Raw genomic sequence first — 26,834 nt, 5'->3', positions numbered from 1 at the left:
AGCGATGAGCGCCCTTTATATGGTGGTGGGACTGATTGTCGCCCTTGGCGTACTGGTCACCTTCCATGAGTTCGGACACTTCTGGGTTGCCCGCCGCTGCGGGGTCAAGGTCCTGCGCTTCTCCGTGGGCTTCGGCACCCCCCTGGTGCGCTGGCATGACCGCCAGGGCACTGAATTTGTAGTCGCCGCTATTCCTTTGGGTGGCTACGTGAAGATGCTGGACGAGCGCGAAGGTGACGTCCCTGCCGAGCTGCTCGACCGCGCCTTCAATCGCAAGACCGTATTCCAGCGAATCGCCATCGTAGCGGCGGGCCCGATTGCCAACTTCCTGCTCGCCATTCTGTTCTTTTGGGTGCTGGCGATGCTCGGAAGCCAGCAGATCAAGCCGATCATCGGCTCGGTGGTGGCGGATAGCCCAGCGGCCCAGGCGGGGTTGGCGGCCGGCCAGGAAGTGGTCGCGGTGGATGGCGAGGCCGTGGACGGCTGGAGTGGTGTCAACCTGCAGCTGGTGCGTCGCCTTGGTGAAACTGGCGAGCTGAGTGTTTCGGTGCTGGAACAGGGCTCAACGGTGCCTGCTGTGCACCAGGTGAGCATCAAATCCTGGCTGAAGAGCGAAGACAACCCCGATCCCATTGGCGGTCTCGGTATCCAGCCCTGGCGACCCGCTGTCGCACCGGTGATCGCCGAATTGGACGAAAAGGGCCCGGCCAAGGCTGCCGGCCTGAAGATCGGTGACCGAATCGTTAGCCTGGATGCCCAATCGGTCACGGATTGGCAAGAAGTCGTTTCGCGTATCCGCGCCATGCCCGACGGCAAAGTGACCCTGGGCATCGAGCGCGCAGGCCAGCGTGAGGCGTTGGCCCTGACCCTGGCGGCCAAAGGAGAGGGCAAGGCCCGTACCGGATACCTGGGCGCAGGCGTCGCTGGCGGCCAGTGGCCGCCGGAAATGCTTCGAGAAGTGAGCTATGGACCGGTGGCGGCGGTGGGGCAGGCGCTCTCCCGAACCTGGTCCATGAGCCTGCTAACTCTGGATTCTCTAAAGAAAATGGTGGTCGGGCAGCTCTCGGTAAAAAACTTGAGCGGGCCGATAACCATTGCTAAAGTGGCGGGCGCTTCAGCCCAGTCCGGCGTAGGGGATTTTCTCCATTTCCTCGCCTATCTGAGCATCAGTTTGGGGGTTCTCAACCTGTTGCCGATTCCCGTCCTCGATGGCGGGCATCTGCTGTTCTACATGGTCGAGTGGGTGCGAGGTCGCCCACTGTCGGAGCGGGTCCAGGCTTGGGGGATGCAGATTGGCATCAGCCTGGTAGTCGGGGTCATGTTGTTGGCCCTGGTCAACGATCTGAGTCGACTGTAACCGTCCATTGGTTTTCGGATCTGCCGCCACTTGCGGCAGATTCTCTATTTGTCAGTTGGAATAAAAGGACTCCATGAAACGCTTTCTGCTTCCCGCGGCCCTTTCCGCGCTGATGATCGCCCAGGTTCACGCCGAGTCCTTCACTGTTTCCGATATCCGGGTCAACGGCCTGCAGCGCGTGTCTGCCGGTAGCGTGTTCGCGGCCCTGCCGCTGAACGTAGGCGAGCAGATCGACGATCGCCGCCTGGTCGAAGCGACCCGCTCGCTGTTCAAGACCGGTTTCTTCCAGGACATCCAGCTCAGCCGTGATGGCAATGTGCTGATCGTCAATGTGGTCGAGCGTCCGTCCATCTCCAGCATCGAGATCGAGGGCAACAAGGCCATCACCACCGAAGACCTGATGAAGGGGCTGAAGCAGTCCGGCCTGTCCGAAGGTGAAATCTTCCAGCGCGCCACCCTTGAAGGCGTGCGCAACGAGTTGCAGCGCCAGTACGTGGCCCAGGGTCGCTACTCCGCCGAGATCGAAACTGAAGTGGTGCCGCAGCCGCGCAACCGCGTCGCGCTGAAGATCAACATCAACGAAGGCACTGTGGCGGCCATCGCCCATGTCAACGTTGTGGGCAACACCGTCTTCTCCGAGGAAGACCTGACCGACCTGTTCGAGCTGAAGACCACCAACTGGCTGTCCTTCTTCAAGAACGACGACAAGTACTCCCGCGAGAAACTCTCCGGTGACCTGGAGCGCCTGCGCTCCTACTACCTGGACCGTGGCTACATCCACATGGATATCGCTTCCACCCAGGTATCCATCACCCCGGACAAGAAGCACGTCTACATCACCGTCAACGTCAACGAAGGTGAGAAGTACACCGTCAGCGACGTGAAGCTCTCCGGCGACCTGAAGGTGCCGGAAGATGAAGTGAAGAAACTGCTGCTGGTGAAGAAAGGCCAGGTGTTCTCCCGCAAGGTGATGACCACCACCTCCGACCTGATCACCCGCCGCCTGGGTAACGAGGGTTACACCTTCGCCAACGTCAACGGCGTTCCTGAGCCGAACGACGAGAACAAGACCGTATCGATCACCTACGTGGTCGATCCGGGCAAGCGCGCCTACGTCAACCGCATCAACTTCCGCGGCAACACCAAGACCGAGGACGAAGTGCTCCGTCGTGAAATGCGCCAGATGGAAGGCGGCTGGGCTTCGACCTACCTGATCGACCAGTCCAAGCAGCGCCTGGAGCGCCTGGGCTACTTCAAGGAAGTCAACGTCGAGACTCCGGCCGTACCGGGCACCGACGACCAGGTGGACGTCAACTACAGCGTGGAAGAACAGCCGTCCGGCTCGATCACCGCCAGCGTGGGCTTCGCCCAGAGCGCCGGTCTGATCCTCGGTGGCTCGATCAGCCAGAACAACTTCCTGGGTACCGGTAACAAGGTCAGCATCGGCCTGACCAAATCCGACTACCAGACTCGCTACAACTTCGGCTTCGTCGACCCCTACTGGACCGTCGACGGCGTGAGCCTGGGTTACAACGCCTTCTACCGCAAGACCGACTACGACGAGCTCGACACCGACGTATCCAGCTACTCGGTCAACAGTCTGGGCGCCGGCGTCAGCATCGGCTACCCGATCAGCGAGACCTCGCGCCTGACCTATGGTCTGACCGTTCAGCGCGACGATATCGATACCGGCGTCTACACCGTCGACGAAATCTTCGACTTCATCGACAAGGAAGGCGACAGCTTCACCAACTTCAAGGCGTCCATCGGCTGGTCCGAGTCGACCCTGAACAAGGGCGTGCTGGCCAACCGTGGCCACTCGCAGAGCCTGGTGCTGGAAACCACCATTCCGGGCAGCGACCTGTCGTTCTACAAGCTCGATTACCGCGGCCAGATCTTTGCGCCGCTGACTGAGAACTACACCATGCGCTTCCATACCGAGCTTGGTTATGGCGGTGCCTATGGCGATACCGATCGCCTGCCGTTCTACGAGAACTACTACGCTGGCGGCTTCAACTCGGTCCGTGGCTTCAAGGATAGTTCCCTCGGTCCGCGCAGTACCCCGAGTATCGCTCGCGACGCCAACGGCAATCAGATTCCCGGCCCGGATAGCAAAGGCCGCTACACCGACCCGGATCAGGATCGCGAGGCCTTCGGTGGTAACATCCTGATCACCGGTGGCGCCGAACTGCTGTTCCCGCTGCCGTTCGTGAAGGATCAGCGCCAGCTGCGTACCGTCCTGTTCTACGACATCGGTAACGTGTTCGACACCGATTGCCCGACATCGACCACTCAGGGGTGTGACGGCGTCAAATTCCAGGACATGGCCATGTCCGCGGGTGTGGGTCTGACTTGGATCACCGCTCTGGGCCCGCTGAGCTTCAGCCTGGCGACTCCGATCAAGAAACCGGACAACGCCGAAACCCAGATCTTCCAGTTCTCCCTGGGACAGACCTTCTAATTGGCCGTATCGTTGTAATGACAACCATGCTTTGTGCAGGAGTGCATTGTGCGTAAGTTGACCCAGTTCGTCCTGATCACCGCAGCCCTGGCGGCGAGTCCCGCGTTCGCCGACATGAAGATCGCGGTGCTCAACTATCAGATGGCACTCCTCGAGTCCGACGCGGCCAAGCAGTACGCCGTGGACGCCGAGAAGAAGTTCGGCCCCCAACTGACCAAGCTCAAGGCGCTGGAAACCGACGCCAAGTCCCTGCAGGACAAGCTGGTCAACGGCGGCAGCAAGATGTCCAACGCCGAGCGTGAAAAGGCCGAGGGCGACTTCAAGCAGAAGGCCCGTGACTTCCAGTTCCAGTCCAAGGAACTGAACGAAGCCAAGGCCGTCGCTGACCGCGACATGCTCAAGAAGCTCAAGCCGAAGCTGGACCAGGCCGTCGAGGAAACCATCAAGAAAGGTGGTTATGACCTCGTGGTCGAGCGTGGTGCCGTGGTCGACGTGAAGCCGCAGTACGACATCACCCGTCAAGTCATCGAGCGCATGAACCAACTGCGCTGATGATGACCGAGCTGTCCTTTACCCTCGCCGAACTGGCCGCGCAACTCGATGCCGAGTTGCGCGGCGATCCCGCTCAGGTCATCAGTGGGCTGGCTACCCTGCAGGATGCAGGCGCCGGTCAGCTGAGCTTCCTGGCCAATCCGCAGTACCGCAAGTTCCTCGAAGGCAGCAAAGCCAGCGCCATCCTGCTGACTGCCGCTGATGCCGAGGGCTATACCGGCAATGCGCTGATCGTTCCCAATCCCTACCTGGCTTACGCCGGCTTGTCCCACCAGTTCGATCGCAAGCCCAAGGCGCCGGTGGGCATTCATCCCACTGCGGTGGTCGATGAAGGTGCCCAGGTCGACGCGACTGCCAGTGTCGGTCCTTATGCCGTGATCGAGGCAGGCGCGCAGATCGGCGCGAATGTCACCATTGGTGCCCATTGCTTCGTCGGCGCTCGCAGCGTGATCGGCGAGGGCGGTTGGCTGGCGCCGCGTGTGACCCTCTACCACGATGTGTGCATCGGCAAGCGCGTGGTGATCCAGTCCGGCGCCGTGCTTGGTGGTGAGGGCTTCGGCTTCGCCAACCATAAAGGCGTCTGGCAGAAGATCGCGCAAATTGGCGGCGTAACCCTGGGGGATGACGTCGAGATCGGCGCCAATACCACCATCGACCGTGGTGCGCTGTCCGATACCCTGGTGGGCAATGGGGTGAAGCTGGATAACCAGATCATGATTGCCCACAACGTGCAGATCGGTGATCACACCGCCATGGCCGGCTGCTGCGGGATTTCCGGCAGCGCCAAGATCGGCAAGCATTGCATGCTCGCTGGTGGTGTGGGCCTGGTTGGCCATATCGAGATCTGCGACAACGTCTTCGTCACCGGGATGACCATGGTGACCCGCTCGATTACCGAGCCGGGCTCCTACTCCTCCGGTACTGCCATGCAGCCTGCGGCTGAATGGAAGAAGAGTGCCGCGCGCATTCGTCAGCTGGATGACATGGCCCGTCGTCTGCAGCAGCTGGAAAAGCGCCTGGCCGCCGTGACCCCAAGCGGAGACGCTCCATCAGATGCGTGATCCACGCATTTTTTGGCGTTTCCCTTTTCTGAACAGGCTCCCCTGAACATGATGGACATCAACGAGATTCGCGAATACCTGCCTCATCGCTACCCTTTCCTACTGGTGGATCGGGTGGTGGAGCTGGACATTGAAGGCAAGCGCATTCGCGCCTACAAGAATGTCAGCATCAACGAGCCGTTCTTCAATGGCCACTTCCCACAGCATCCGATCATGCCGGGCGTCCTGATTATCGAGGCCATGGCCCAGGCTGCCGGTATCCTCGGTTTCAAGATGCTCGACGTGAAGCCGGCCGATGGCACCCTGTACTACTTTGTCGGCTCCGACAAGCTGCGCTTCCGCCAGCCGGTGCTGCCGGGTGACCAGCTGCAACTGAACGCCCAGTTCATCAGCGTCAAGCGCGGCATCTGGAAGTTCGACTGCAATGCCACCGTGGACGGCAAGCCGGTATGCTCGGCTGAAATCATCTGTGCGGAACGCAAACTATGAGTTTGATCGATCCTCGCGCCATCATCGACCCGCGCGCAAAGCTGGCTGACGACGTAGAAGTGGGCCCCTGGTCCATGGTCGGGCCGGATGTGGAGATCGGCGAAGGTACGGTGATCGGTCCGCACGTGGTGGTCAAAGGCCCCACGAAGATCGGTAAGCACAATCGGATTTTCCAGTTCTCCAGCGTGGGTGAAGATACCCCCGACCTGAAGTACAAGGGCGAACCGACTCGCCTGGTGATTGGCGACCACAATGTGATCCGCGAGGGTGTCACCATCCATCGCGGCACGATCCAGGATCGCTCGGAAACCACTATCGGTGATCACAACCTGCTCATGGCCTATGTGCACATCGGCCACGACAGTGTGATCGGCAACCATTGCATCCTGGTGAACAACACTGCGCTGGCGGGCCATGTTCACGTGGATGATTGGGCGATCCTCTCCGGCTACACCCTGGTGCACCAGTTCTGCCGCATCGGTGCCCACGCCTTCTCTGGCATGGGGACCACCATCGGCAAGGACGTTCCGGCCTATGTCACAGTCTTCGGCAACCCAGCCGAGGCGCGCAGCATGAACTTCGAGGGGCTGCGCCGTCGTGGTTTCAGCGCCGAATCGATCCAGGCGCTGCGCCGCGCCTACAAAGTGGTCTATCGCCAGGGCCTGACGGTGGACGAGGCGCTGGCCGAACTGGCCGAAGTCTCCGAGCAGTTCCCGGAAGTCGCGGTATTCCGCGATTCCATCCAGAGCTCCACCCGCGGCATCACCCGCTGACCATGCAACCGACCGCACACAAGCTGCGCGTCGCCCTGGTCGCGGGCGAGGCGTCCGGCGATATCCTTGGCTCCGGCCTCATGCAGGCGCTCAAGCAGCGCCACCCCGGCATCGAGTTCATCGGCGTCGGCGGTCCACGCATGGAAGCTGAAGGGCTGAAGACGCATTTCCCTATGGAGCGCCTGGCGGTCATGGGGCTGTTCGAAGTCCTGGGGCGCCTGCGCGAACTGCTGCGCCGCCGCAAGGACCTGGTGCAGATGCTGATCGCGGCGAAGCCGGACGTGTTCATCGGTATCGATGCGCCGGACTTCAACCTCAACATCGAATTGAAGCTGCGCCGCGCGGGCATCCGCACGGTGCACTATGTCAGTCCGTCGGTCTGGGCCTGGCGGCAGAAACGCGTGCTGAAGATCAAGGAAGCCTGCGACCTGATGCTCGCGCTCTTCCCGTTCGAGGCGCGCTTCTACGAAGAGCATGCGGTGCCGGTGCGTTTCGTCGGCCACCCGCTGGCCAACACCATCCCATTGGAAGCCGACCGAGCCGGTGCGCGCGAGCGTCTCGACCTGCCGCACGATGCCAGCGTTGTCGCGCTCCTGCCCGGTAGCCGGGGAGGCGAGGTCGGCAAGCTTGGCGCGCTGTTCCTCGATACCGCCCAGCGCTTGCTGCAGGATCGCCCCGGCCTGCGTTTCGTGCTGCCCTGCGCGAGCCCTGAGCGTCGCGTACAGATCGAGGCGATGCTGGCCGGCCGCAACTTGCCGGTGCAGTTGCTCGACGGCGCTTCCCACGAGGCGCTTGCCGCATGCGACGCCGTGTTGATTGCCTCCGGCACCGCCACGCTGGAAGCGCTGCTGTACAAGCGCCCGATGGTCGTTGCCTACAAGGTGGCGCCCATGACTTATCGCATTCTCAAACGCCTGGTAAAGAGCCCTTATATCTCCCTGCCGAACCTGCTGGCCGGGCGACTGCTGGTGCCGGAACTGATCCAGGATGCGGCCACGCCCGAGGCGCTTGCCACTACGCTGTTGCCGCTGCTTGATGATGGCAGCGTGCAGACTGAATCCTTCGACGCCATCCATCGCGCCTTGCGCCAGGATGCGTCCGCGCAGGCCGCCGAAGCGGTCCTTGCCCTGGTGGAGAAACACTGATGCAGATGGGCCTGGACTTCACGCTGGTGGAAGAGCTGGTAGCTGGCGTTGACGAAGTCGGCCGTGGCCCGCTGTGCGGCCCCGTGGTCACGGCAGCGGTCATTCTCGATCCGGCGCGCCCGATCAGCGGGCTGAACGACTCCAAGAAGCTCTCCGAAGCCAAGCGTGAAAAACTCTTCGACGAGATCCGCGAGAAGGCCCTGGCCTGGTGCATCGCGCGTGCCGATGTGCACGAGATCGATCAGTTGAATATCCTCCACGCCACCATGCTGGCCATGCAGCGCGCGGTGGAAGGCCTGAGTGTCACGCCGAAGCTGGCGTTGATCGACGGCAACCGCTGCCCGAAACTGCAGGTGTCCTCTGCGCCGGTCGTGCAGGGCGACGCCAAGGTGCCGGCCATCGCTGCTGCCTCGATCCTGGCCAAGGTCAGCCGCGATCGCGAAATGCAGGAAATGGAAGCTCTGTACCCCGGTTACGGTATCGGCGGGCACAAGGGCTATCCCACTCCAGTGCACCTCGAAGCGCTCAAGCGCCTGGGGCCGACGCCCATCCACCGGCGCTCCTTCGGTCCGGTGCGCGATCTGCTGGAAAACCCCGTCGGCATCCTGTAACACCCTGTTATTACTCTGGAATTCCTTTCGGTCAGCGGGCCGCCGGTGACTTCAATCACCCGGTGCGACGGCTGGCCCATTGATCCCTGTAGCTTTGCGGACAGCCCCGGTACAATCCGGGGCTTGCCGTTTTTCGCGTTTGCCAAGGACCACCATGACCGCCACCTTCGTTCACCTGCGTCTGCACACCGAATTCTCCCTGGTCGACGGCCTGGTGCGGGTCAAGCCGCTGATCAAGGCGGTCGGCGGGGCGGGCATGCCGGCGGTGGCGGTGACCGACCTGAGCAACATGTGCTCGCTGGTGAAGTTCTACAAGACGGCCATGGGCGGCGGCATCAAGCCGATCTGCGGGGCCGATATCTGGCTGGCCAACCGCGACGAGGACGGCCCGCTGACGCGCCTGACCCTGCTGGCGATGAATGCCAAGGGCTACCGTAACCTGACTGAGCTGATTTCCCGTGGTTGGCAGGAAGGCCAGCGCAACGGCGAGATCATCATCGAGCGTCAATGGGTCAAGGAGGCCGCCGAAGGCCTGATCGCGCTGTCCGGCTCGAAGGAAGGCGAGATCGGCATGGCTCTGCTCGAAGGTGACGACGCCCTGGCCGATTCTCTGCTGGCTGAGTGGCTGGAGGTCTTCCCGGATCGCTTCTACCTCGACATCCAGCGTACCAATCGGGTCAATGATGAAGAGCATGTGCATGCCGCCGTGGCCCTGTCCGCGCGCAGCGGCGCGCCGCTGGTGGCGACCAACGACGTGCGCTTCATCAAGGAAGCGGACTTCGAAGCCCACGAGACCCGCGTATGCATCGGCGAAGGCCGTGCCCTGGATGATCCGCGCCGTTCGCGCAATTATTCCGACCAGCAGTACCTGAAGAGCCCGGAAGAAATGGCCGAGCTGTTCAGCGACATTCCCGAGGCTCTGGAAAACTCCGTCGAGATCGCCAAGCGCTGCAACATCGACGTCCAGTTGGGCAAGTACTTCCTGCCCAACTTCCCGATCCCCTACGACGGCATGGACATCAACGACTACCTGCGCCATGTCTCCTACGAAGGCTTGGAAGAGCGCCTCGCGGTGCTCTGGCCGAAGGACACCACGCCGAACTACGAAGAGAAGCGGCAGATCTACGTCGATCGTCTGGAGTTCGAACTGGGCACCATCATCCAGATGGGCTTCCCCGGCTACTTCCTGATCGTGATGGACTTCATCAAGTGGGCCAAGAACAACGGCGTGCCCGTGGGCCCCGGCCGGGGCTCGGGTGCCGGTTCGCTGGTCGCCTATGTGCTGAAGATCACCGACCTCGACCCGCTGGCCTATGACCTGCTGTTCGAACGTTTCTTGAACCCCGAACGTATTTCCATGCCCGACTTCGACGTCGACTTCTGCATGGAAGGCCGTGACCGGGTGATCGACTACGTGGCCGGCGCCTACGGCCGCAACGCGGTGAGCCAGATCATCACCTTCGGCTCCATGGCTGCGAAGGCGGTGGTACGCGACGTGGCGCGGGTGCAGGGCAAGTCCTACGGCCTGGCCGACAAGCTGTCGAAGATGATTCCCTTCGAAGTGGGCATGACCCTGGAGAAGGCCTTCGAGCAGGAGGAAATGCTCCGCGACTTCCTCAAGACCGACGAGGAAGCCCAGGAAATCTGGGACATGGCGCTCAAGCTGGAAGGCGTCACCCGCGGTACCGGCAAGCACGCCGGCGGCGTGGTGATCGCACCGACCAAGCTGACCGACTTCGCTCCTATCGCCTGTGACGAAGAGGGCGCCGGCCTGGTGACCCAGTTCGACAAGGACGACGTGGAGGCCGCCGGCCTGGTGAAGTTCGACTTCCTCGGCCTGCGTACCCTGACCATCATCAAATGGGCGATGGAGATCATCCATCGTATCCAGCAGAAGAATGGCGAGACCGAGCTGGTCGATATCGACCGCATCCCGCTGGACGACAAGAAGACCTACGACCTGCTGCAGAAGGCGGAGACCACCGCGGTCTTCCAGCTTGAATCGCGCGGCATGAAGGAGCTGATCAAGAAGCTCAAGCCGGACTGCCTGGAAGACCTTATCGCACTGGTGGCGCTGTTCCGTCCCGGCCCGCTGCAGTCGGGCATGGTGGATGACTTCATCAACCGTAAGCACGGTCGTGAAGAAATCTCCTATCCGCACCCGGACTACCAGTACGCAGGCCTCGAACCGGTGCTCAAGCCCACCTACGGCATCATCCTGTACCAGGAACAGGTGATGCAGATCGCCCAGGTGATGGCGGGCTACAGCCTCGGCGGCGCGGACATGCTGCGTCGCGCCATGGGCAAGAAGAAGCCCGAGGAAATGGCCAAGCAGCGCGGCGGCTTCATCGAAGGTTGTGCCAATAACGGCATCGACGCCAACCTCTCGGGCAACATCTTCGACCTGGTGGAAAAGTTCGCCGGCTATGGCTTCAACAAGTCGCACTCCGCTGCCTACGGCCTGGTGTCGTACCAGACCGCCTGGCTGAAGACCCATTGGAAAGCCCCGTTCATGGCCGCGGTACTTACCGCGGATATGCAGAACACCGACAAGGTGGTGACGCTCATCGAAGAGTGCCGCCACATGAAGCTGCGCATCCTGGCGCCGGATGTGAACAACTCCGAATTCCGCTTCACCGTCGACGAGGACAACCAGATCGTCTACGGTCTGGGCGCGATCAAGGGCGTCGGTGAAGGCCCGGTGGAAGCCATCACCGAATGCCGCAACGAAGGCGGGCCGTTCAAGACCCTGTTCGACTTCTGCGACCGTATCGATCTCAAGCGCGTCAACAAGCGCACCCTGGAAGCGCTGATCCGCGCCGGTGCGCTGGACCGACTTGGCCCGCACTTCCATGAGGAACAGAAGGCCTACCACGCCCACGTCGACATCAACCGTGCCGTGCTGCTGGCGTCCATGGAAGAAGCCGTGAAAGCCGCCGAGCAGACCTCGCGCAGCCATGACAGCGGCCACATGGACCTGTTCGGCGGCGTGTTCGCCGAGCCCGAGGCGGACGTCTACGCCAACCACCGCAAGGTCAAGGAACTCAACCTCAAGGAGCGCCTGAAGGGCGAGAAGGACACCCTCGGCCTGTACCTGACCGGTCACCCGATCGATGAGTATGAGGGCGAGGTGCGACGATTTGCCCGCCAGCGCATCGTCGAACTGAAGCCGGCGCGTGATACCCAGACCGTTGCTGGCCTGATCGTCAACCTGCGGGTGATGAAGAACAAGCGTGGCGACAAGATGGGCTTCGTGACGCTGGACGACCGCTCCGGCCGTATCGAGGCCTCGCTGTTCGCCGAAGCCTTCGCCGCCAACCAGGCGCTGCTGCAGACCGACGCGCTGGTGGTGATCGAGGGCGAAGTCAGCCAGGACGATTTCTCCGGCGGCCTGCGTCTGCGTGCCAAGCGCGTAATGGGGCTGGAAGAGGCTCGCACCTCGCTGGCGGAAAGCCTGCGCGTGCGCGTGCATGCCGATGCACTCAAGGGTGACCGCCTGCGCTGGCTGGCTGATCTGTGCACCCGCCATAGAGGCAGTTGCCCCGTCACCGTGGACTACAGTGGCGAGTCGGCGCGCGCGCTGCTGCAGTTCGGCGAGCAGTGGCGGATCGACCCGGCAGACAACCTGATTCAAGCGCTGCGTGACCAGTTCGGCCGCGACAACGTCTTCCTGAACTACCGCTAGTGAGGCCGGTGGCCAAAGGCCGCCCGCCCGCCAGTCTCGACCCTCGGCGCCCGATACCGTAAGGTAGGGCGCCTACGGACCAGGCCCAGCCGCCAACAGAACGACGGATAGCCCATGAACCCGAATTTTCTCGATTTCGAACAGCCCATTGCCGACCTGCACGCCAAGATCGAAGAGCTGCGCCTGGTTGGCAACGACAACGCCCTGAACATCACCGACGAAATCTCCCGTCTGCAGGAGAAGAGCAAGGCGCTGACCGAGAACATCTTCGGCAACCTGTCCAGCTGGCAGATCGCCCAGCTCGCACGCCATCCGCGTCGCCCTTACACCCTGGACTACATCGAGCACATCTTCACCGAGTTCGAAGAGCTGCACGGTGATCGCCACTTCTCCGACGACGCGGCCATCGTTGGCGGCGTTGCCCGCCTGGAAGACCAGCCGGTGATGATCATCGGCCACCAGAAGGGCCGCGAAGTGCGCGAGAAGGTGCGCCGCAACTTCGGCATGCCGCGTCCGGAAGGCTACCGCAAGGCCTGCCGCCTGATGGAGATGGCCGAACGCTTCAAGATGCCAATTCTGACCTTCATCGACACCCCCGGCGCCTACCCGGGCATCGACGCTGAAGAGCGTGGCCAGAGCGAGGCGATCGCCTGGAACCTGCGTGTCATGGCGCGCCTGAAGACCCCGATCATCGCCACCGTGATTGGTGAAGGCGGCTCCGGCGGCGCACTGGCCATCGGCGTGTGCGACCAGCTGAACATGCTGCAGTACTCCACCTATGCGGTGATCTCGCCCGAAGGTTGCGCCTCGATCCTCTGGCGTACCGCCGAAAAGGCACCGGAAGCGGCCGAAGCCATGGGCATCACCGCCAACCGCCTGAAGGACCTGGGTATCGTCGACAACGTCATCCCCGAGCCGCTGGGCAGCGCCCACCGCGATCCGGCCGCCATGGCCGAGACCATCCGCAGTTCCCTGCTCGGCCAGCTCGATACGCTGAACCAGCTGAGCACCGAAGAACTCCTCGCGCGCCGCTACGAGCGCCTGATGAGCTACGGCGTCGCCTGATCGACGCCTTCGGCGCAGCGCGGGTGACGAGGTATCCTTGCCTCGTCCCCGACCCTGCCGACCTGCGCCATGTCTGCTGACTTCGAATCCCGGCTGCTGAATTTCCTCGCTCCCTGGCGTCATGCGCCGGTGTGGCGCGTGGCTTTTTCCGGCGGGCTGGATTCCACTGTTCTCCTGCATCTCCTGGCGCAACTCGCCCATCGCGAGGCCTTGCCGCCGATTTCCGCGATTCACGTGCACCACGGCCTGCAGGCTGTTGCGGACTCCTGGCCAGAGCATTGCCAGCGCTTCTGCGATTCACTTGGGATTCCCTTGCAGCTGGCGCGGGTGCAGGTCGATGACGGCGCCAGCCTGGAGCGTGCGGCGCGCGAAGCGCGGTACGCGGCTTTCGTCGCAGCACTGGGGGAGGACGAATGCCTGCTGGCTGGCCAGCACCGTGACGATCAGGCGGAAACCGTGCTGTTCCGGCTGTTCCGGGGGGCAGGCGTGCGCGGGCTTTCCGGTATGGCTGCCAGTCGCCCCTTGGGAGCAGGGATTCTGTTGCGCCCCATGCTCGGTCTCAATCGTGCAGAGCTGGAGCGTTATGCCCGCAGGCACGGGCTGAGCTGGGTGGAAGACCCGTCCAACGCCAGCAACGACTACGACCGTAACTACCTGCGCAACCAGGTGCTGCCGGGCATCATCCGGCGCTGGCCCGCCGCGGTCGAAACCATTGCCCGGAGCGCTGAGCATTTGGCGGAAGCCGACGGGCTGTTGGGGGAGCTGGCGCAGAACGACCTGATCTGCGCCGGCGCACGCAATGAATACATTGGTATGCAATTGCCTTCGCTGGCCATCGCGGCGCTGGCGGAGTTGAGCGAATCACGCCAGCGCAATGCATTGCGTCACTGGCTTGCGCCACTGGCGCGTTTGCCTGACAGCGCACACTGGGCCGGCTGGCGAGACCTGCGCGACGCTCGCGAAGACGCCGAGCCCATCTGGCGGCTCGCCGATGGCGAACTGCGCCGTGCTCACGGACGGCTCTGGTGGCTGGCCAATCCCTGGCTCGGGTTCGTGCCGAGGAATCAGACCTGGCCTGACCCTGCACGGCCGCTTTCGTTGGCGGGAAACGGTTCGCTGCGTTTCGACGGCGAGCCGCCGGGCGGACCGCTGGAGGTTCGCTATCGCCAGGGTGGGGAGGCGATGGCGCTGGCCGGTCGAGGCTCGCGCGACCTCAAGCGTCTGCTCAACGAGGCGGCTGTGCCGGCTTTTTTGCGTGGCCGTTTGCCGCTGCTCTGGCGAGCCGACGAACTGCTCGGCGTGGCGCTGTTGCCGGACCTGCAGGTTGAGGTGGGGCAGGGCTGGACCCTGCGCTGGACACCTCCGACGAATGACTCGGGTTTGAGCTGATAGCGGCTTTCCGGTAGACTACGCTCCCGTCTTGTACCGCTCCTGTTGATTCGCCTGCGAATCAGTGGGAGTTCGCTATTTTCACGACGAAGTCGTGAGCCGGGTCTTGTACCCGACACCTTCGCTTCCCCGGCGGCCGAGCCGCCTAAACGCTGACATTCAGGGCTTTTCATGACGCGCTACATCTTCGTCACGGGTGGTGTTGTTTCTTCATTGGGGAAAGGCATCGCCTCGGCTTCCTTGGCTGCCATTCTGGAAGCGCGTGGCCTGAAGATCACGATGCTCAAGCTGGACCCCTACATCAACGTCGATCCGGGCACCATGAGCCCGTTCCAGCACGGTGAGGTGTTCGTCACCCACGACGGTGCCGAGACCGACCTCGATCTGGGCCACTACGAGCGTTTCGTTCGTACCACGATGACCCAGAACAACAACTTCACCACCGGCCGCGTCTACATGGACGTGCTGCGCAAGGAGCGCCGTGGTGACTATCTGGGCGCTACCGTGCAGGTCATCCCGCACATCACCGACGAGATCAAGCGTCGCATCATCAAGGGCGCCGGCGATGCCGACGTGGCCCTGGTGGAAGTCGGCGGCACCGTTGGTGACATCGAGTCGCAACCCTTCCTCGAGGCCATCCGCCAGTTGCGCGTGGAGATCGGTTCGCGCCGCGCCATGCTGATGCACCTGACGCTGGTCCCGTACATCGCCACCGCTGGCGAGACCAAGACCAAGCCGACCCAGCACTCGGTCAAGGAGCTGCGCTCCATCGGCCTGCAGCCGGACATCCTGGTCTGCCGTTCTGACCATCCGGTGGATATTTCTTCCCGCCGCAAGATTGCTCTCTTTACCAACGTGGAAGAGCGCGCGGTCATCTCGCTGGAAGACGTCGACACCATCTACCGCATTCCGTCCGTCCTGCACGCCCAGGGCGTCGATGACTTCGTCGTCGAGCGCTTCGGTCTGGAGTGCGGCCCGGCCGACCTGTCCGAGTGGGACCGTGTGGTCGACGCCAAGCTCAACCCTGAGCGTGAAGTCACCATCGCCATGGTCGGCAAGTACATGGAACTGCTCGACGCCTACAAGTCGCTGATCGAAGCCATGACCCACGCCGGCATCCAGAGCCGCACCAAGGTCAACCTGCGCTACATCGACTCCGAGGACATCGAGCAGCAGGGCACCAGCCTGCTCGAAGGCGCCGACGCCATCCTGGTCCCGGGCGGCTTTGGCCTGCGCGGCGTAGAAGGCAAGATCACCGCCGTGCAGTACGCTCGCGAGAACAAGGTTCCGTACCTGGGCATCTGCCTGGGCATGCAGGTGGCCGTCATCGAATACGCCCGCAACGTGCTGGGCTGGACCGATGCCAACTCCACCGAGTTCGACAAGTCCAGCGGCCACCCGGTCGTCGGTCTGATCACCGAGTGGCAGGATGCTACCGGCGCCACCGAAGTGCGCACCGAAGCTTCCGATCTGGGCGGCACCATGCGCCTGGGCGCCCAGGAATGCCTGCTGTCGGCTGGCACCCTGGTGCACGACTGCTACGGCAAGGAAGTGATCGTCGAGCGTCATCGTCATCGCTACGAAGTGAACAACAACCTGCGTCCGCAACTGGAAGCCGCTGGCCTGAAGATTTCCGGCCGCTCCGGCGACGGTGCGCTGGTCGAAGTGGTCGAGGCTCCGGATCATCCGTGGTTTGTGGCCTGCCAGTTCCACCCGGAATTCACTTCCACCCCGCGTGATGGCCACCCGCTGTTCAGCGGCTTCGTCAACGCCGCCCTGAAGCAAGCCGGGAAAGCCTGAACATGACCCAGAAGATCATCCGCGTCGGTGATATCCAGATTGGCAACGACCTGCCGTTCGTGCTGTTTGGCGGCATGAACGTGCTGGAGTCGCGCGACCTGGCGATGCAGGTCTGTGAAGAGTACGTGAAGGTCACCGAGAGACTCGGTATCCCCTACGTGTTCAAGGCCAGCTTCGACAAGGCCAACCGTTCCTCGATCACCTCGTTCCGTGGTCCGGGCATGGAAGAAGGGCTGAAGATCTTCGAAGAGATCAAGAAGACCTTCAACGTGCCGGTCATCACCGACGTGCACGAGCCCTACCAGGCCGCTCCGGTGGCCGAGGTCTGCGACATCATCCAACTGCCGGCCTTCCTGTCCCGGCAGACCGACCTGGTCGTGGCCATGGCCAAGACCAATGCGGTGATCAACATCAAGAAGGCCCAGTTCCTCGCGCCGCAGGAGATGAAACACATCCTGCGCAAGTGCGAGGAGGCGGGTAACGACCAACTGATCCTCTGCGAGCGTGGCTCCTCCTTCGGGTACAACAACCTGGTGGTGGACATGCTCGGCTTCGGCATCATGAAGCAGTTCGAGTACCCGGTGTTCTTCGACGTGACCCACGCCCTGCAGATGCCGGGCGGTCGCGCCGATTCCGCCGGCGGCCGCCGCGCCCAGGTCACCGACCTGGCCAAGGCCGGCATGAGCCAGGGCCTCGCCGGTCTGTTCCTGGAGGCCCACCCGGACCCAGAGAACGCCAAATGCGACGGTCCGTGCGCCCTGCGCCTGAACAAGCTCGAGCCTTTCCTGTCCCAGCTCAAGCAGCTGGACGACCTGGTCAAGAGTTTCCCCACTATCGAGACTGCCTGAGAATCCGCTCAATGTGCCCCGTAGCGTCAAGCTCGGCGGGGCATTGAGCAGGTTCTGATGTCTCACCAGCCGCCCCGTTTATCTCTATCTTCGGAGTGTTATCAAGAATGGCAAAGATCGTCGACATCAAGGGCCGTGAGGTCCTGGACTCCCGCGGCAACCCGACCGTTGAAGCGGACGTGATCCTGGACAACGGCATCGTCGGCAGCGCTTGCGCCCCGTCCGGTGCATCCACCGGTTCCCGCGAGGCTCTCGAACTGCGCGATGGCGACAAGAGCCGTTACCTGGGCAAGGGCGTGCTGAAAGCCGTGGCCAACATCAACGGCCCGATCCGCGACCTGCTGCTGGGCAAGGACGCGGCTGACCAGAAAGGTCTGGATCACGCGATGATCGACCTCGACGGTACCGAGAACAAAGGCAAGCTGGGCGCCAACGCCATCCTCGCTGTGTCCCTGGCCGCCGCCAAGGCCGCCGCCCAGGCCAAGGGCGTGCCGCTGTACGCGCACATCGCCGACCTGAACGGTACCCCGGGCCAGTACTCCATGCCGGTTCCGATGATGAACATCATCAACGGCGGCGAGCACGCCGATAACAACGTCGACATCCAGGAGTTCATGGTTCAGCCGGTTGGCGCCAAGAACTTCGCCGACGCCCTGCGCATGGGCGCCGAGATCTTCCATCACCTCAAAGCCGTGCTGAAGGCCCGTGGCCTGAACACCGCCGTAGGTGACGAAGGTGGCTTCGCGCCGAACCTGGCTTCCAACGAAGACGCCCTGGCCGCCATCGCCGAAGCCGTCGCCAACGCTGGCTACAAGCTGGGCGACGACGTGACCCTGGCCCTGGACTGCGCTTCCTCCGAGTTCTTCAAGGGCGGCCAGTACGACCTGGAAGGCGAAGGCAAGGTGTTCAGCGCCGAAGGTTTCGCCGACTACCTGGCTGGCCTGACCCAGCGCTACCCGATCATCTCCATCGAAGACGGTATGGACGAGTCCGACTGGGCTGGCTGGAAAGTCCTGACCGACAAGATCGGTGAGAAGGTACAGCTGGTCGGTGACGACCTGTTCGTGACCAACACCAAGATCCTCAAGCGCGGCATCGACGAGAAGATCGGCAACTCGATCCTGATCAAGTTCAACCAGATCGGCTCGCTGACCGAGACTCTGGAAGCCATTCAGATGGCCAAGGCTGCCGGCTTCACCGCGGTGATCTCGCACCGTTCGGGCGAAACCGAGGACAGCACCATCGCTGACCTGGCTGTCGGCACTGCCGCTGGTCAGATCAAGACCGGGTCCCTCTGCCGCTCCGACCGCGTTTCCAAGTACAACCAGCTGCTGCGCATCGAAGAGCAGCTGGGCGCCAAGGCGCCGTACCGTGGTCGCGCGGAATTCCGCGGCTGATCCTAGTCTGGTACGGTGAAGGGGTGGCACAAGCCACCCCTTCGCGTATAGGGAGCTGATGGTTTGAGGTTACGTAGCCCTTACTGGCTGTTCGTCGTGCTGATCCTGGCGCTGGCCGGCCTGCAGTATCGCCTGTGGGTAGGCGAAGGCAGCCTGGCGCAAGTGCGCGACCTGCAGAAGCAGATCGCCGACCAGCAGGGTGAGAACGAGCGCCTGCTCGAGCGTAACCGCATCCTCGAGGCGGAAGTCGCCGAGCTCAAGAAAGGCACCGAGACCGTCGAGGAGCGTGCACGCCACGAACTTGGCATGGTCAAGGACAAGGAAACCCTCTACCAGCTCGCGCAATGACCACTCCCGCCTTCTGGGCCGTAATCCCGGCCGCCGGTATCGGTTCGCGGATGCGCGCCGATCGCCCCAAGCAATACCTCGACCTTGCCGGTCGCAGCATTCTCGAACGCACCCTCGATTGCTTCCTTGGCCATCCCAGGCTCAAGGGCCTCGTAGTGTGCCTGGCTGCCGACGATCCCTGGTGGCCGACCCTGCCCAGTGCCTCCAACGAGCTGATCCAGCGCGCCGAAGGTGGCCGCGAGCGTGCGGATTCCGTGCTCAACGGCCTGCTGCGCCTGAGCGAGCTGGGCGCCGCGCCGGATGACTGGGTGCTGGTGCATGACGCCGCCCGGCCGAATCTTGCGCGCGCCGACCTGGATCGTCTGCTGGACGAGTTGGAATTCGACGCTGTGGGCGGGCTGCTCGGTGTACCCGCGCGGGATACGTTGAAGCGCGTTGGCGCTGATGGCCGAGTCGTCGAGACCATCGATCGCAGCGTGGTCTGGCAGGCCTACACCCCACAGATGTTCCGCCTCGGCGCGCTGCATCGCGCACTCGCCGATGCGCTGGTGGCCGATGCGGCCATCACCGACGAAGCCTCTGCCATGGAGTGGGCGGGCTATGCGCCGCGCATGGTGGAAGGGCGGGTGGACAACATCAAGGTCACCACCCCGGAAGACCTGCAGCGCCTGCAGCGTAACTTCGCCAAGCACTGATCCTGTATCTCTGTAGGAGCGAGCTTGCTCGCGAACAAAGTTTCCGGCGACTTCAGTGCTGGGCAGGTTCGCGAGCAAGCTCGCTCCTACAGGCTGCGCGCCGGGCTGGGCCGTAGGAGCGGACTTTGTCCGCGATTGGCTTCCGGCGCGATTCGGGCTCATCGCGGACGGAGTCCGCTCCTACAAAAACAACCTCAGCCCAGCAGCGGGACCTCGATCAGGAAGCGGAACAGCGCCCCATGCTGCTCCACCGCCAGGCAATGGTAGCCATGGCGCTGGGTGTCTTCCGGAATGCCGTGCACCGACTGCGAACAGTCAGTGATGACCTCCAGCAGGTCGCCCGGGTTGAGCGTCTCCAGGGTTTCCAGGGTGGCGATGGCGTTGTACGGACAGTGTTCGCCGCGCAAATCAAGCGACAGCGTCGGCGTCTTGGTTTCGGACATCGTAGGCTTTCCGTTTACGAGTGAATCGTTGCGCGTTCAGTTGCTCCAGCAGCATGCACAGGGCGAGGCCGGCGAAGGTGATCAGCAGGCCGCCACCAGGGCCGAACTCCTGCAGCAGGTTGAGTTTGGGGTAGGGCAGGGCGAGGCTGGTGCCGAGCTGGTCCCAATACACCGCGACCAGCGTGCCGCCGATCACGTTGCCGATGCCGACTACCCAGAAGTGCACCTGGCCTTCCATCGAGCGGTACATCCAGCCTGTCTCGCAGCTGCCGGCCAGCACGATGCCGATGCCGAACAGCACGCCGCCGATCACCGCGTTCGGGCCCATCCAGAAGATCTTCGGCGGCAGGCCATTGTGGATCGCCGCGAAGGTGCCGACGCAGGCGGCCGCCATGCCCAGCAGGATGCCCAGCGCGGCCTGGGTCCGGCCGGTGGTCCAGAGGTCGCGGGCAGCGCTGGTGAAGCATATCTGCGCGCGCTCGATCAGACCGCCGAACAGCAGGCCGAACAGGCAGGCCATGCCCAGCACCAGCGAGACCTCGAAGCGCCAGGCGGCGAACAGCGCGGCAATAGCCAGCACGCCCATGCCCAGGCGCCATTGCAGCTTGGCGCGACGAGCCAGGGCTTCGGCGCTGGGAAGCGCCGCGGCCTTGCCGCCCACTTTCAGGGGAATACGCAGGAAGGGCAGCAGGCTGATCTTCACGCCGAACCAGGCGCCGATCACGGTGGAAAACATGAAGGCCCAGGCGTGCACCGAGAACATCGGGATACCGGTGAAGAAGGCCGCCAGGTTACAGCCCATCGCCAGGCGCGCACCGAAGCCGGCGATCACCCCGCCGATCAGGCCCTGCAGCAGGCGACGCTTGCTGGTTGGCCAGCGCAGGCTGACGTTGCCGGCCCAGAGTGCACAGACCAGTGCGCCGAGGAACATGCCAATGATCATCACACCATCGATGCGGTCCAGCGGTGTGCCTTGCAAGCCGATGATCTTGAAGTAGCTCCATTCCTGCGGCTGCAGGCCGAACCAGGACAGCACATGGCCGCCCCAACGGGTGAACTCGCCGGTGACCGCCCAGAAGGTGCCGGTCATGGCGAAGTAGTAGGCGGAGATGACGCCCAGCGCGACCAGCGTCGGCAGTGGTGACCAGAAGCGCAGGAGATAGCGCTCGCGGAAGGAGGAAAGGGCAGACATGTCGTCGTCCTTGAAGCTTGCGGTGGGAAACCGCGCATTCTAGCCAACGCAATTTCCCGGTGCTTGCTTCAAGGCAACGGAGAGTGCTGAAGGTGCTGTAGGCCTTTCTTCAAATGGTCCACCAATTGTCGCACCTTGGGCGACAGATGCCGCTGCTGGGGATACAGCGCCCAGACCCCGGTATTGGGCGGTTGGTGCCCCTCCAGCAGCGATGTCAGGCGCCCACTACGCAGGTGTTCCAGCACGTAGTAGTCGGGCAGTTGGCACAGGCCGAACCCGCGCAGCGCCGCATCGAGCACGGCCTGACCGCTGTTGCAGCGCCAGTTGCCCTGGACCCGGTGCTGGGTTTCGCGGCCGTCCTCGAGAAAGCTCCATTGGTCGCTGCTGCCCACCAGGCAGTTGTGCCGCGCCAGCTCCGCCACGCTCTGCGGCGTGCCGTGGCGGGCGAGGTACTCCGGCGTTGCGCAGAGGTACATCACCCTGGGTGCCAGACGTGTGGCCACCAAGCGTGAATCGCTCAGGCGGCCGAGGCGGATCGCCAGGTCGAAGCCCTCGTGAAGCAGGTCCAACTGGCGGTTGGACAACTCGATCTCTACCCGCAGTTGCGGGAACTGCGCCATGAACTCGTTCACCAGCGGCACCACGAAACGCTCGCCATAGGCCACAGCACAGGTCATCCGCAGCAAGCCCTTGGGCTCGGCGGACAGATCGCTGACAGCGCGCAATGCTTCCTCGCGGGCATCCTGCAGACGCCGGCAATGCTGCAGGAACGTCTGCCCGGCTTCACTCAGCGTCACCTTGCGTGTACTGCGGTAGAGTAGGCGCGTCTGCAGGCGCTCTTCCAGTCGGGCGACCTGCCGGCTGACATGGGACGAAGACACGCCGAGGCGTTCCGCGGCGGCAGTGAATTGGCCGGTTTCGGCGACGGCGACGAATTCGTCCAGTCCTTCCCAGCGGTGCATCTGGATTATCCCTGTATTGCAATAATGTTTTGATTATTGCCTGATTATTCCCTCAAACGGGGTTTTCTACACTTCCAAGGCTTTGGGGCGCGCTTTTGGCCTATTGCCCCCACCGCTCCCCGACGTGGCTCCGGCCCGTCCCGGTTTCTCGGCCTCTGCGCCGAACCCGTCCGCCATTGGCGGGCGTTGTCGTTTTCTCGTTCAGGAGTTTCCCGATGATCAAGTCCCGTGCCGCCGTAGCCTTCGCCCCCAACAAGCCGTTGGAAATCGTCGAAGTGGATGTCGCGCCGCCGCAGAAGGGTGAAGTGCTGGTGCGCATCGTCGCCACCGGCGTCTGCCACACCGATGCGTACACCCTGTCCGGCCAGGATTCCGAGGGCGTGTTCCCGTGCATCCTCGGCCACGAAGGTGGAGGCATCGTCGAAGCAGTCGGTGAGGGCGTGACCTCGCTGAAAGTGGGTGACCACGTGATCCCGCTGTACACCGCCGAATGCCGTGAGTGCAAATTCTGCAAATCCGGCAAGACCAACCTCTGCCAGGCCGTGCGCGCCACCCAGGGCAAAGGCCTGATGCCCGACGGCACCAGCCGCTTCTCCTACAAGGGCGAGCCGATCTTCCACTACATGGGCTGCTCGACCTTCTCCGAGTACACCGTATTGCCGGAAATCTCCCTGGCGAAGATCCCCGAGGAGGCGCCGCTGGAGAAGGTTTGTCTGCTCGGTTGCGGCGTGACCACCGGCATCGGCGCCGTGCTGAATACCGCGAAGGTGGAGGAGGGCGCCACTGTCGCCATCTTCGGCCTGGGCGGCATTGGCCTGGCGGCGATCATCGGCGCGAAGATGGCCAAGGCCTCGCGCATCATTGCTGTTGATATCAACCCGGCCAAGTTCGACATCGCCAAGGAACTGGGCGCTACCGACTTCGTCAATCCGAAGGATCATCAGAAGCCGATTCAGGACGTCATCGTCGAAATGACCGACGGCGGCGTGGACTTTTCCTTCGAGTGCGTGGGCAACGTTCAACTGATGCGCGCGGCGCTGGAGTGCTGCCACAAGGGCTGGGGCGAATCCACTATCATCGGCGTTGCCGGTGCCGGCCAGGAAATCAGCACCCGTCCGTTCCAACTGGTCACCGGCCGCGTCTGGCGTGGTTCCGCCTTCGGCGGCGTGAAGGGCCGCACCGAACTGCCGAGCTACGTGGAAAAGGCGCAGAAGGGCGAAATCCCGCTGGATACCTTCATCACCCACACCATGGGTCTGGAGAAGATCAACGAAGCCTTCGACCTTATGCACGAAGGCAAGAGCATCCGCTCCGTCATCCATTACTGATCGAACCGCCGGGCGCCCTGCGCGCCCGGCCTCACAGGAGGCTCCATGACGGATTCCATCGAACTCATCAGCAGTCAGAAGAGTTTTGGCGGCTGGCACCAGCGCTACCGCCATCGTTCCGAAACCCTCGGCTGCGACATGGCCTTCGCGGTCTACCTGCCGCCCCAGGCCGAGCCCGAGGCGGGCCTGCCAGTGCTGTACTGGCTGTCCGGCCTGACCTGCACCGACGAGAACTTCATGCAGAAGGCCGGCGCCCAGCGCATGGCTGCCGAGCTTGGGATTGTCATCGTCGCGCCGGACACCAGCCCCCGCGGGCCGGAAGTGCCGGGCGATCCGGATGGCGCGTGGGACTTCGGCCTCGGCGCCGGCTTCTACGTCAACGCCACCCAGGAACCCTGGGCGCGCCACTACCGGATGCACGACTATGTGGTACAGGAGCTGCCGGCGCTGATTGAGGCGAACTTCCCGGTTTCCCAGAAGCGCGGCATCAGCGGGCACTCCATGGGTGGCCATGGCGCGCTGATCTGCGCGCTGCGCAATCCGGGGCGCTACCTGTCGCTATCGGCCTTCGCGCCTATCACCCACCCGAGCGATTGCCCATGGGGCCAGAAAGCACTGGGCCGCTTCCTGGGTGAGGATCCGGCCGCCTGGCGCGAGTGGGATGCCGTGGAGCTGCTGGCGAATGCCAGCGAGCGATTGCCGATCCTGGTGGATCAGGGCGACCGCGACGACTTCCTCGCCGTGCAACTCAAGCCGGAGGCCCTGCGCGAAGCGGCCGCTGCGGTCGGCCGTCCGCTGGAGCTGCGCCTGCAGCCCGGCTATGACCACAGCTACTACTTCATTGCGAGCTTCATCGAAGATCACCTGCGCCACCACGCCGCAGCGCTCTGTGGCTGACACCCTCGGCGCAGTGATCCGGTAGAATCGACGCCCTGACATCTACAGGGCGTTTTTTCATGCGTATCGGACATGGCTACGACGTGCACCGCTTCGGCGAGGGCGACTTCATCACCCTCGGCGGCGTGCGCATTCCCCACAAGTTCGGGCTGATTGCCCATTCCGACGGCGACGTACTCCTGCACGCACTTTCCGATGCCCTGCTGGGCGCCTGCGCGCTGGGCGATATCGGCAAGCACTTCCCGGATACCGATCCGCAGTTCAAGGGCGCTGACAGCCGTGCGCTGCTGCGCCACGTGCTGAGCCTGGTCGAAGCCAAGGGCTGGAAAGTGGAAAACGTCGACACCACCATCATTGCCCAGGCACCGAAGATGGCGCCGCACATCCAGAGCATGCGCGAGACCATCGCCGCCGACCTGAAGGTCGAACTGGACCAGGTCAACGTCAAGGCCACTACTACCGAGAAACTCGGCTTTACCGGCCGTGAAGAAGGCATCGCGGTTCACGCTGTTGCCTTGCTGGGCCGCGCATGACCGAGCTGGAACTGCTGGGCCCGCGCGCCCATGGCGAAGCGTGCGGAAGTGCCGTGCTCAAGGCTGTGGCCGAAGACTTCCAGGTCGACGAAGTACTGGATATCCCACTCTCGGGTGACGGCGAGCACCTCTGGCTGTGGGTAGAGAAGCGTGGCCTGAACACCGAGGAAGCTGCGCGCCGCCTGGCCCGTGCGGCCGGCGTACCGGTGAAGATGATCAGCTATGCCGGGCTCAAGGACCGCCAGGCTCTGACCCGCCAGTGGTTCAGTCTGCATCTGCCGGGCAAGTCCGATCCTGATCTGGCGGCGGCCGAGGACGACAGCCTGCGCATCCTCGAGCGCAATCGCCATCGCCGCAAATTGCAGCGTGGCGCGCATTCAGCCAACGGTTTCACCTTGCGTCTGACCGAGCTGCAGGCGGATCGCGAACAGCTCGAAGCACGTCTGAAGGCCATAGCCGCCAACGGCGTGCCGAACTACTTCGGTACCCAGCGTTTCGGCCATGAGGGCGGCAACGTCTTCGATGCCCGTGGCTTTGCCGAGCGCGGTAAGCTGCCGGAGCATCGCAACATGCGCTCGCGCCTGCTCTCGGCGGCGCGCAGCTATGTCTTCAACCAGGTGCTGGCCCGCCGCGTGGCGCAAGGCACCTGGAATCAGGCGCTGGTCGGTGACCTGCTGGCGTTCACCGACAGCCGGAGCTTCTTCCCCGCTGGCGAAGCGGAATGCTCCGACCCGCGCCTTGCGGTACTCGACCTGCATCCCACCGGTCCGATGTGGGGCGAGGGCGATTCACCGGCGACGAGCCAGCCCGGAGAGATCGAAAGCAGCGTGCAGCAGGCGGAGATGGCGCTTTGCCAGTGGCTTGCCGGTGCGGACATGGCGCACGAACGGCGCATTCTGCGCCTCCCCATCCCGGGTCTTACATGGCATTATCCCGCCCCTGACATTCTGCAACTGGAATTCGTCCTGCCGGCGGGCTGCTTCGCCACCGTGGTAGTGCGCGAGCTGATCGACCTCGTGCCGGCAGGGCAGACGGAAAGCCCATGCGCATATTGATTGCCAACGACGACGGGGTCACTGCACCCGGTATCGCCGCGCTTCACGACGCGTTGTCCGATTATGCGGACTGCATCGTGATCGCCCCGGAAGCCGATCGTAGCGGAGCGAGTAGTTCGCTGACGCTGGATCGGCCGCTGCATCCCCATCGCCTGGGCAATGGTTTCATCAGCCTCAACGGCACTCCGACCGACTGCGTGCACCTGGGCCTCAACGGCCTGCTCGAAGACGTGCCGGAGATGGTCGTGTCGGGCATCAACCTCGGCGCCAACCTGGGCGACGACGTGCTCTATTCGGGTACCGTGGCGGCGGCGCTGGAAGGGCGTTTCCTGTCCCGCCCGGCCTTCGCTTTCTCGCTGTGCTCGCGCCTGACGGACAACCTGCCAGCCGCCATGCACTTCGCTCGCCTGCTGGTCGAGTCCCACGAGAAGCTCGCGCTGCCACCGCGCACCGTGCTCAACGTGAACATTCCCAACCTGCCGCTGGAGCGGATCAAGGGTATCCAGCTGACCCGGTTGGGCCATCGCGCCCGCGCCAAGCCGCCGGTCAAGGTGGTCAACCCGCGCGGCAAGGAAGGCTACTGGATCGCCGCTGCCGGCGATGCCGAGGATGGTGGAGAGGGCACCGATTTCCACGCGGTCATGCAGGGCTACGTTTCCGTCACGCCGCTGCAGATGGACCGGACCTTCCGGGAGGCGTTCAATGTCCTTGGCGACTGGCTCGGAGGGCTCGACCATGGCCAATGAAT

General features: G+C 63.4%; 24 protein-coding genes. 21 read left to right on the top strand and 3 right to left on the bottom strand.

Annotated elements, in window-relative coordinates:
• The first annotated feature begins 4 nt into the window (after window positions 1-4).
• From rseP to ispD, 16 genes are all read left to right on the top strand, one after another.
• Entirely contained in the window at window positions 5-1,357 is a 1,353-nt protein-coding gene (gene rseP, locus AC2T4A_RS27415) for a sigma E protease regulator RseP (RefSeq protein ID WP_478377125.1), read from the top strand.
• 73 nt (window positions 1,358-1,430) lie between these two features.
• Window positions 1,431-3,818: an outer membrane protein assembly factor BamA gene (gene bamA, locus AC2T4A_RS27410; RefSeq protein ID WP_416747673.1), complete on the top strand. Its 2,388-nt coding sequence runs from the start codon at window positions 1,431-1,433 to the stop codon at window positions 3,816-3,818.
• Window positions 3,819-3,866: 48 nt separating this feature from the next.
• Window positions 3,867-4,370, top strand: coding sequence for an OmpH family outer membrane protein (locus AC2T4A_RS27405; protein WP_138522701.1), 504 nt, complete (start codon window positions 3,867-3,869; stop codon window positions 4,368-4,370).
• Window positions 4,370-5,431: a UDP-3-O-(3-hydroxymyristoyl)glucosamine N-acyltransferase gene (gene lpxD, locus AC2T4A_RS27400; RefSeq protein WP_416747675.1), complete on the top strand. Its 1,062-nt coding sequence runs from the start codon at window positions 4,370-4,372 to the stop codon at window positions 5,429-5,431. The genes AC2T4A_RS27405 and lpxD overlap by 1 nt, the downstream gene beginning before the upstream one ends.
• A 48-nt stretch (window positions 5,432-5,479) precedes the next feature.
• Window positions 5,480-5,920 (top strand): 3-hydroxyacyl-ACP dehydratase FabZ, encoded by a 441-nt coding sequence (gene fabZ, locus AC2T4A_RS27395; protein WP_138522697.1) that lies wholly within the window; start codon window positions 5,480-5,482, stop codon window positions 5,918-5,920.
• The gene (lpxA, locus tag AC2T4A_RS27390; RefSeq protein WP_416747677.1) at window positions 5,917-6,693 is read left to right on the top strand and encodes an acyl-ACP--UDP-N-acetylglucosamine O-acyltransferase; all 777 of its coding nucleotides are present in this window, start codon (window positions 5,917-5,919) and stop codon (window positions 6,691-6,693) included. Before fabZ ends, lpxA begins: the two co-directional genes overlap by 4 nt.
• A gap of 2 nt (window positions 6,694-6,695) precedes the next feature.
• Complete coding sequence (gene lpxB / locus AC2T4A_RS27385; RefSeq protein ID WP_486742271.1) at window positions 6,696-7,838, top strand: lipid-A-disaccharide synthase; 1,143 nt, start codon at window positions 6,696-6,698, stop codon at window positions 7,836-7,838.
• Window positions 7,838-8,449, top strand: a complete 612-nt coding sequence (gene rnhB / locus AC2T4A_RS27380) for a ribonuclease HII (RefSeq protein ID WP_486742270.1) — start codon at window positions 7,838-7,840, stop codon at window positions 8,447-8,449. The genes lpxB and rnhB overlap by 1 nt, the downstream gene beginning before the upstream one ends.
• A 154-nt stretch (window positions 8,450-8,603) precedes the next feature.
• Window positions 8,604-12,134 (top strand): DNA polymerase III subunit alpha, encoded by a 3,531-nt coding sequence (gene dnaE / locus AC2T4A_RS27375; protein ID WP_478377123.1) that lies wholly within the window; start codon window positions 8,604-8,606, stop codon window positions 12,132-12,134.
• A 114-nt stretch (window positions 12,135-12,248) separates the two neighbouring features.
• Window positions 12,249-13,199 carry an acetyl-CoA carboxylase carboxyl transferase subunit alpha gene (gene accA, locus AC2T4A_RS27370; RefSeq protein WP_416747685.1) on the top strand — a complete coding sequence of 317 codons (951 nt, stop codon included), beginning with the start codon at window positions 12,249-12,251 and terminating at the stop codon, window positions 13,197-13,199.
• Window positions 13,200-13,268: 69 nt separating this feature from the next.
• A complete protein-coding gene (gene tilS, locus AC2T4A_RS27365) occupies window positions 13,269-14,588 on the top strand; it encodes a tRNA lysidine(34) synthetase TilS (protein ID WP_486742269.1) in 1,320 nt (439 codons plus the stop codon).
• Window positions 14,589-14,759: 171 nt separating this feature from the next.
• Complete coding sequence (gene pyrG / locus AC2T4A_RS27360; RefSeq protein WP_169940904.1) at window positions 14,760-16,388, top strand: CTP synthase; 1,629 nt, start codon at window positions 14,760-14,762, stop codon at window positions 16,386-16,388.
• 2 nt (window positions 16,389-16,390) lie between these two features.
• Entirely contained in the window at window positions 16,391-17,236 is an 846-nt protein-coding gene (kdsA, locus tag AC2T4A_RS27355) for a 3-deoxy-8-phosphooctulonate synthase (RefSeq protein WP_416747690.1), read from the top strand.
• A gap of 107 nt (window positions 17,237-17,343) precedes the next feature.
• Window positions 17,344-18,633: a phosphopyruvate hydratase gene (gene eno, locus AC2T4A_RS27350; RefSeq protein WP_416747692.1), complete on the top strand. Its 1,290-nt coding sequence runs from the start codon at window positions 17,344-17,346 to the stop codon at window positions 18,631-18,633.
• Window positions 18,634-18,696: 63 nt separating this feature from the next.
• On the top strand, window positions 18,697-18,981 hold the full coding sequence (gene ftsB / locus AC2T4A_RS27345) for a cell division protein FtsB (RefSeq protein ID WP_416747694.1): 285 nt from the start codon (window positions 18,697-18,699) through the stop codon (window positions 18,979-18,981).
• A complete protein-coding gene (ispD, locus tag AC2T4A_RS27340; protein WP_478377120.1) occupies window positions 18,978-19,676 on the top strand; it encodes a 2-C-methyl-D-erythritol 4-phosphate cytidylyltransferase in 699 nt (232 codons plus the stop codon). The genes ftsB and ispD overlap by 4 nt, the downstream gene beginning before the upstream one ends.
• A gap of 194 nt (window positions 19,677-19,870) precedes the next feature.
• On the opposite strand, the gene yedF is transcribed toward ispD, so the two are convergent.
• The 3 genes from yedF to AC2T4A_RS27325 all read right to left on the bottom strand — a co-directional run bounded on the left by yedF (window position 19,871) and on the right by AC2T4A_RS27325 (window position 22,273).
• A complete protein-coding gene (gene yedF, locus AC2T4A_RS27335; protein ID WP_486742268.1) occupies window positions 19,871-20,119 on the bottom strand; it encodes a sulfurtransferase-like selenium metabolism protein YedF in 249 nt (82 codons plus the stop codon).
• Window positions 20,085-21,311, bottom strand: a complete 1,227-nt coding sequence (gene yedE / locus AC2T4A_RS27330) for a selenium metabolism membrane protein YedE/FdhT (RefSeq protein WP_486742267.1) — start codon at window positions 21,309-21,311, stop codon at window positions 20,085-20,087. The genes yedF and yedE overlap by 35 nt, the downstream gene beginning before the upstream one ends.
• Before the next feature lie 68 nt (window positions 21,312-21,379).
• Window positions 21,380-22,273, bottom strand: coding sequence for a LysR substrate-binding domain-containing protein (locus tag AC2T4A_RS27325; protein ID WP_486742266.1), 894 nt, complete (start codon window positions 22,271-22,273; stop codon window positions 21,380-21,382).
• 215 nt (window positions 22,274-22,488) lie between these two features.
• Between AC2T4A_RS27325 and AC2T4A_RS27320 the strand changes: the two genes are divergently transcribed.
• The 5 genes from AC2T4A_RS27320 to surE are packed head-to-tail and all read left to right on the top strand — an operon-like array spanning window position 22,489 to window position 26,832.
• A complete protein-coding gene (locus tag AC2T4A_RS27320; protein ID WP_486742265.1) occupies window positions 22,489-23,601 on the top strand; it encodes an S-(hydroxymethyl)glutathione dehydrogenase/class III alcohol dehydrogenase in 1,113 nt (370 codons plus the stop codon).
• Window positions 23,602-23,646: 45 nt separating this feature from the next.
• Entirely contained in the window at window positions 23,647-24,498 is an 852-nt protein-coding gene (fghA, locus tag AC2T4A_RS27315; protein WP_486742264.1) for an S-formylglutathione hydrolase, read from the top strand.
• Between the two features lie 59 nt (window positions 24,499-24,557).
• The gene (gene ispF / locus AC2T4A_RS27310) at window positions 24,558-25,031 is read left to right on the top strand and encodes a 2-C-methyl-D-erythritol 2,4-cyclodiphosphate synthase (protein WP_416747706.1); all 474 of its coding nucleotides are present in this window, start codon (window positions 24,558-24,560) and stop codon (window positions 25,029-25,031) included.
• A complete protein-coding gene (truD, locus tag AC2T4A_RS27305) occupies window positions 25,028-26,086 on the top strand; it encodes a tRNA pseudouridine(13) synthase TruD (protein ID WP_486742263.1) in 1,059 nt (352 codons plus the stop codon). The genes ispF and truD overlap by 4 nt, the downstream gene beginning before the upstream one ends.
• Window positions 26,074-26,832, top strand: coding sequence for a 5'/3'-nucleotidase SurE (gene surE, locus AC2T4A_RS27300; RefSeq protein WP_416747710.1), 759 nt, complete (start codon window positions 26,074-26,076; stop codon window positions 26,830-26,832). The genes truD and surE overlap by 13 nt, the downstream gene beginning before the upstream one ends.
• The last annotated feature ends 2 nt before the right edge of the window (window positions 26,833-26,834 follow it).

This window comes from Pseudomonas sp. PVC-3-1, assembly GCF_057444315.1.
Note: the sequence above shows the minus strand (reverse complement) of the source record. Positions and strands in the feature narration are given on the sequence as shown.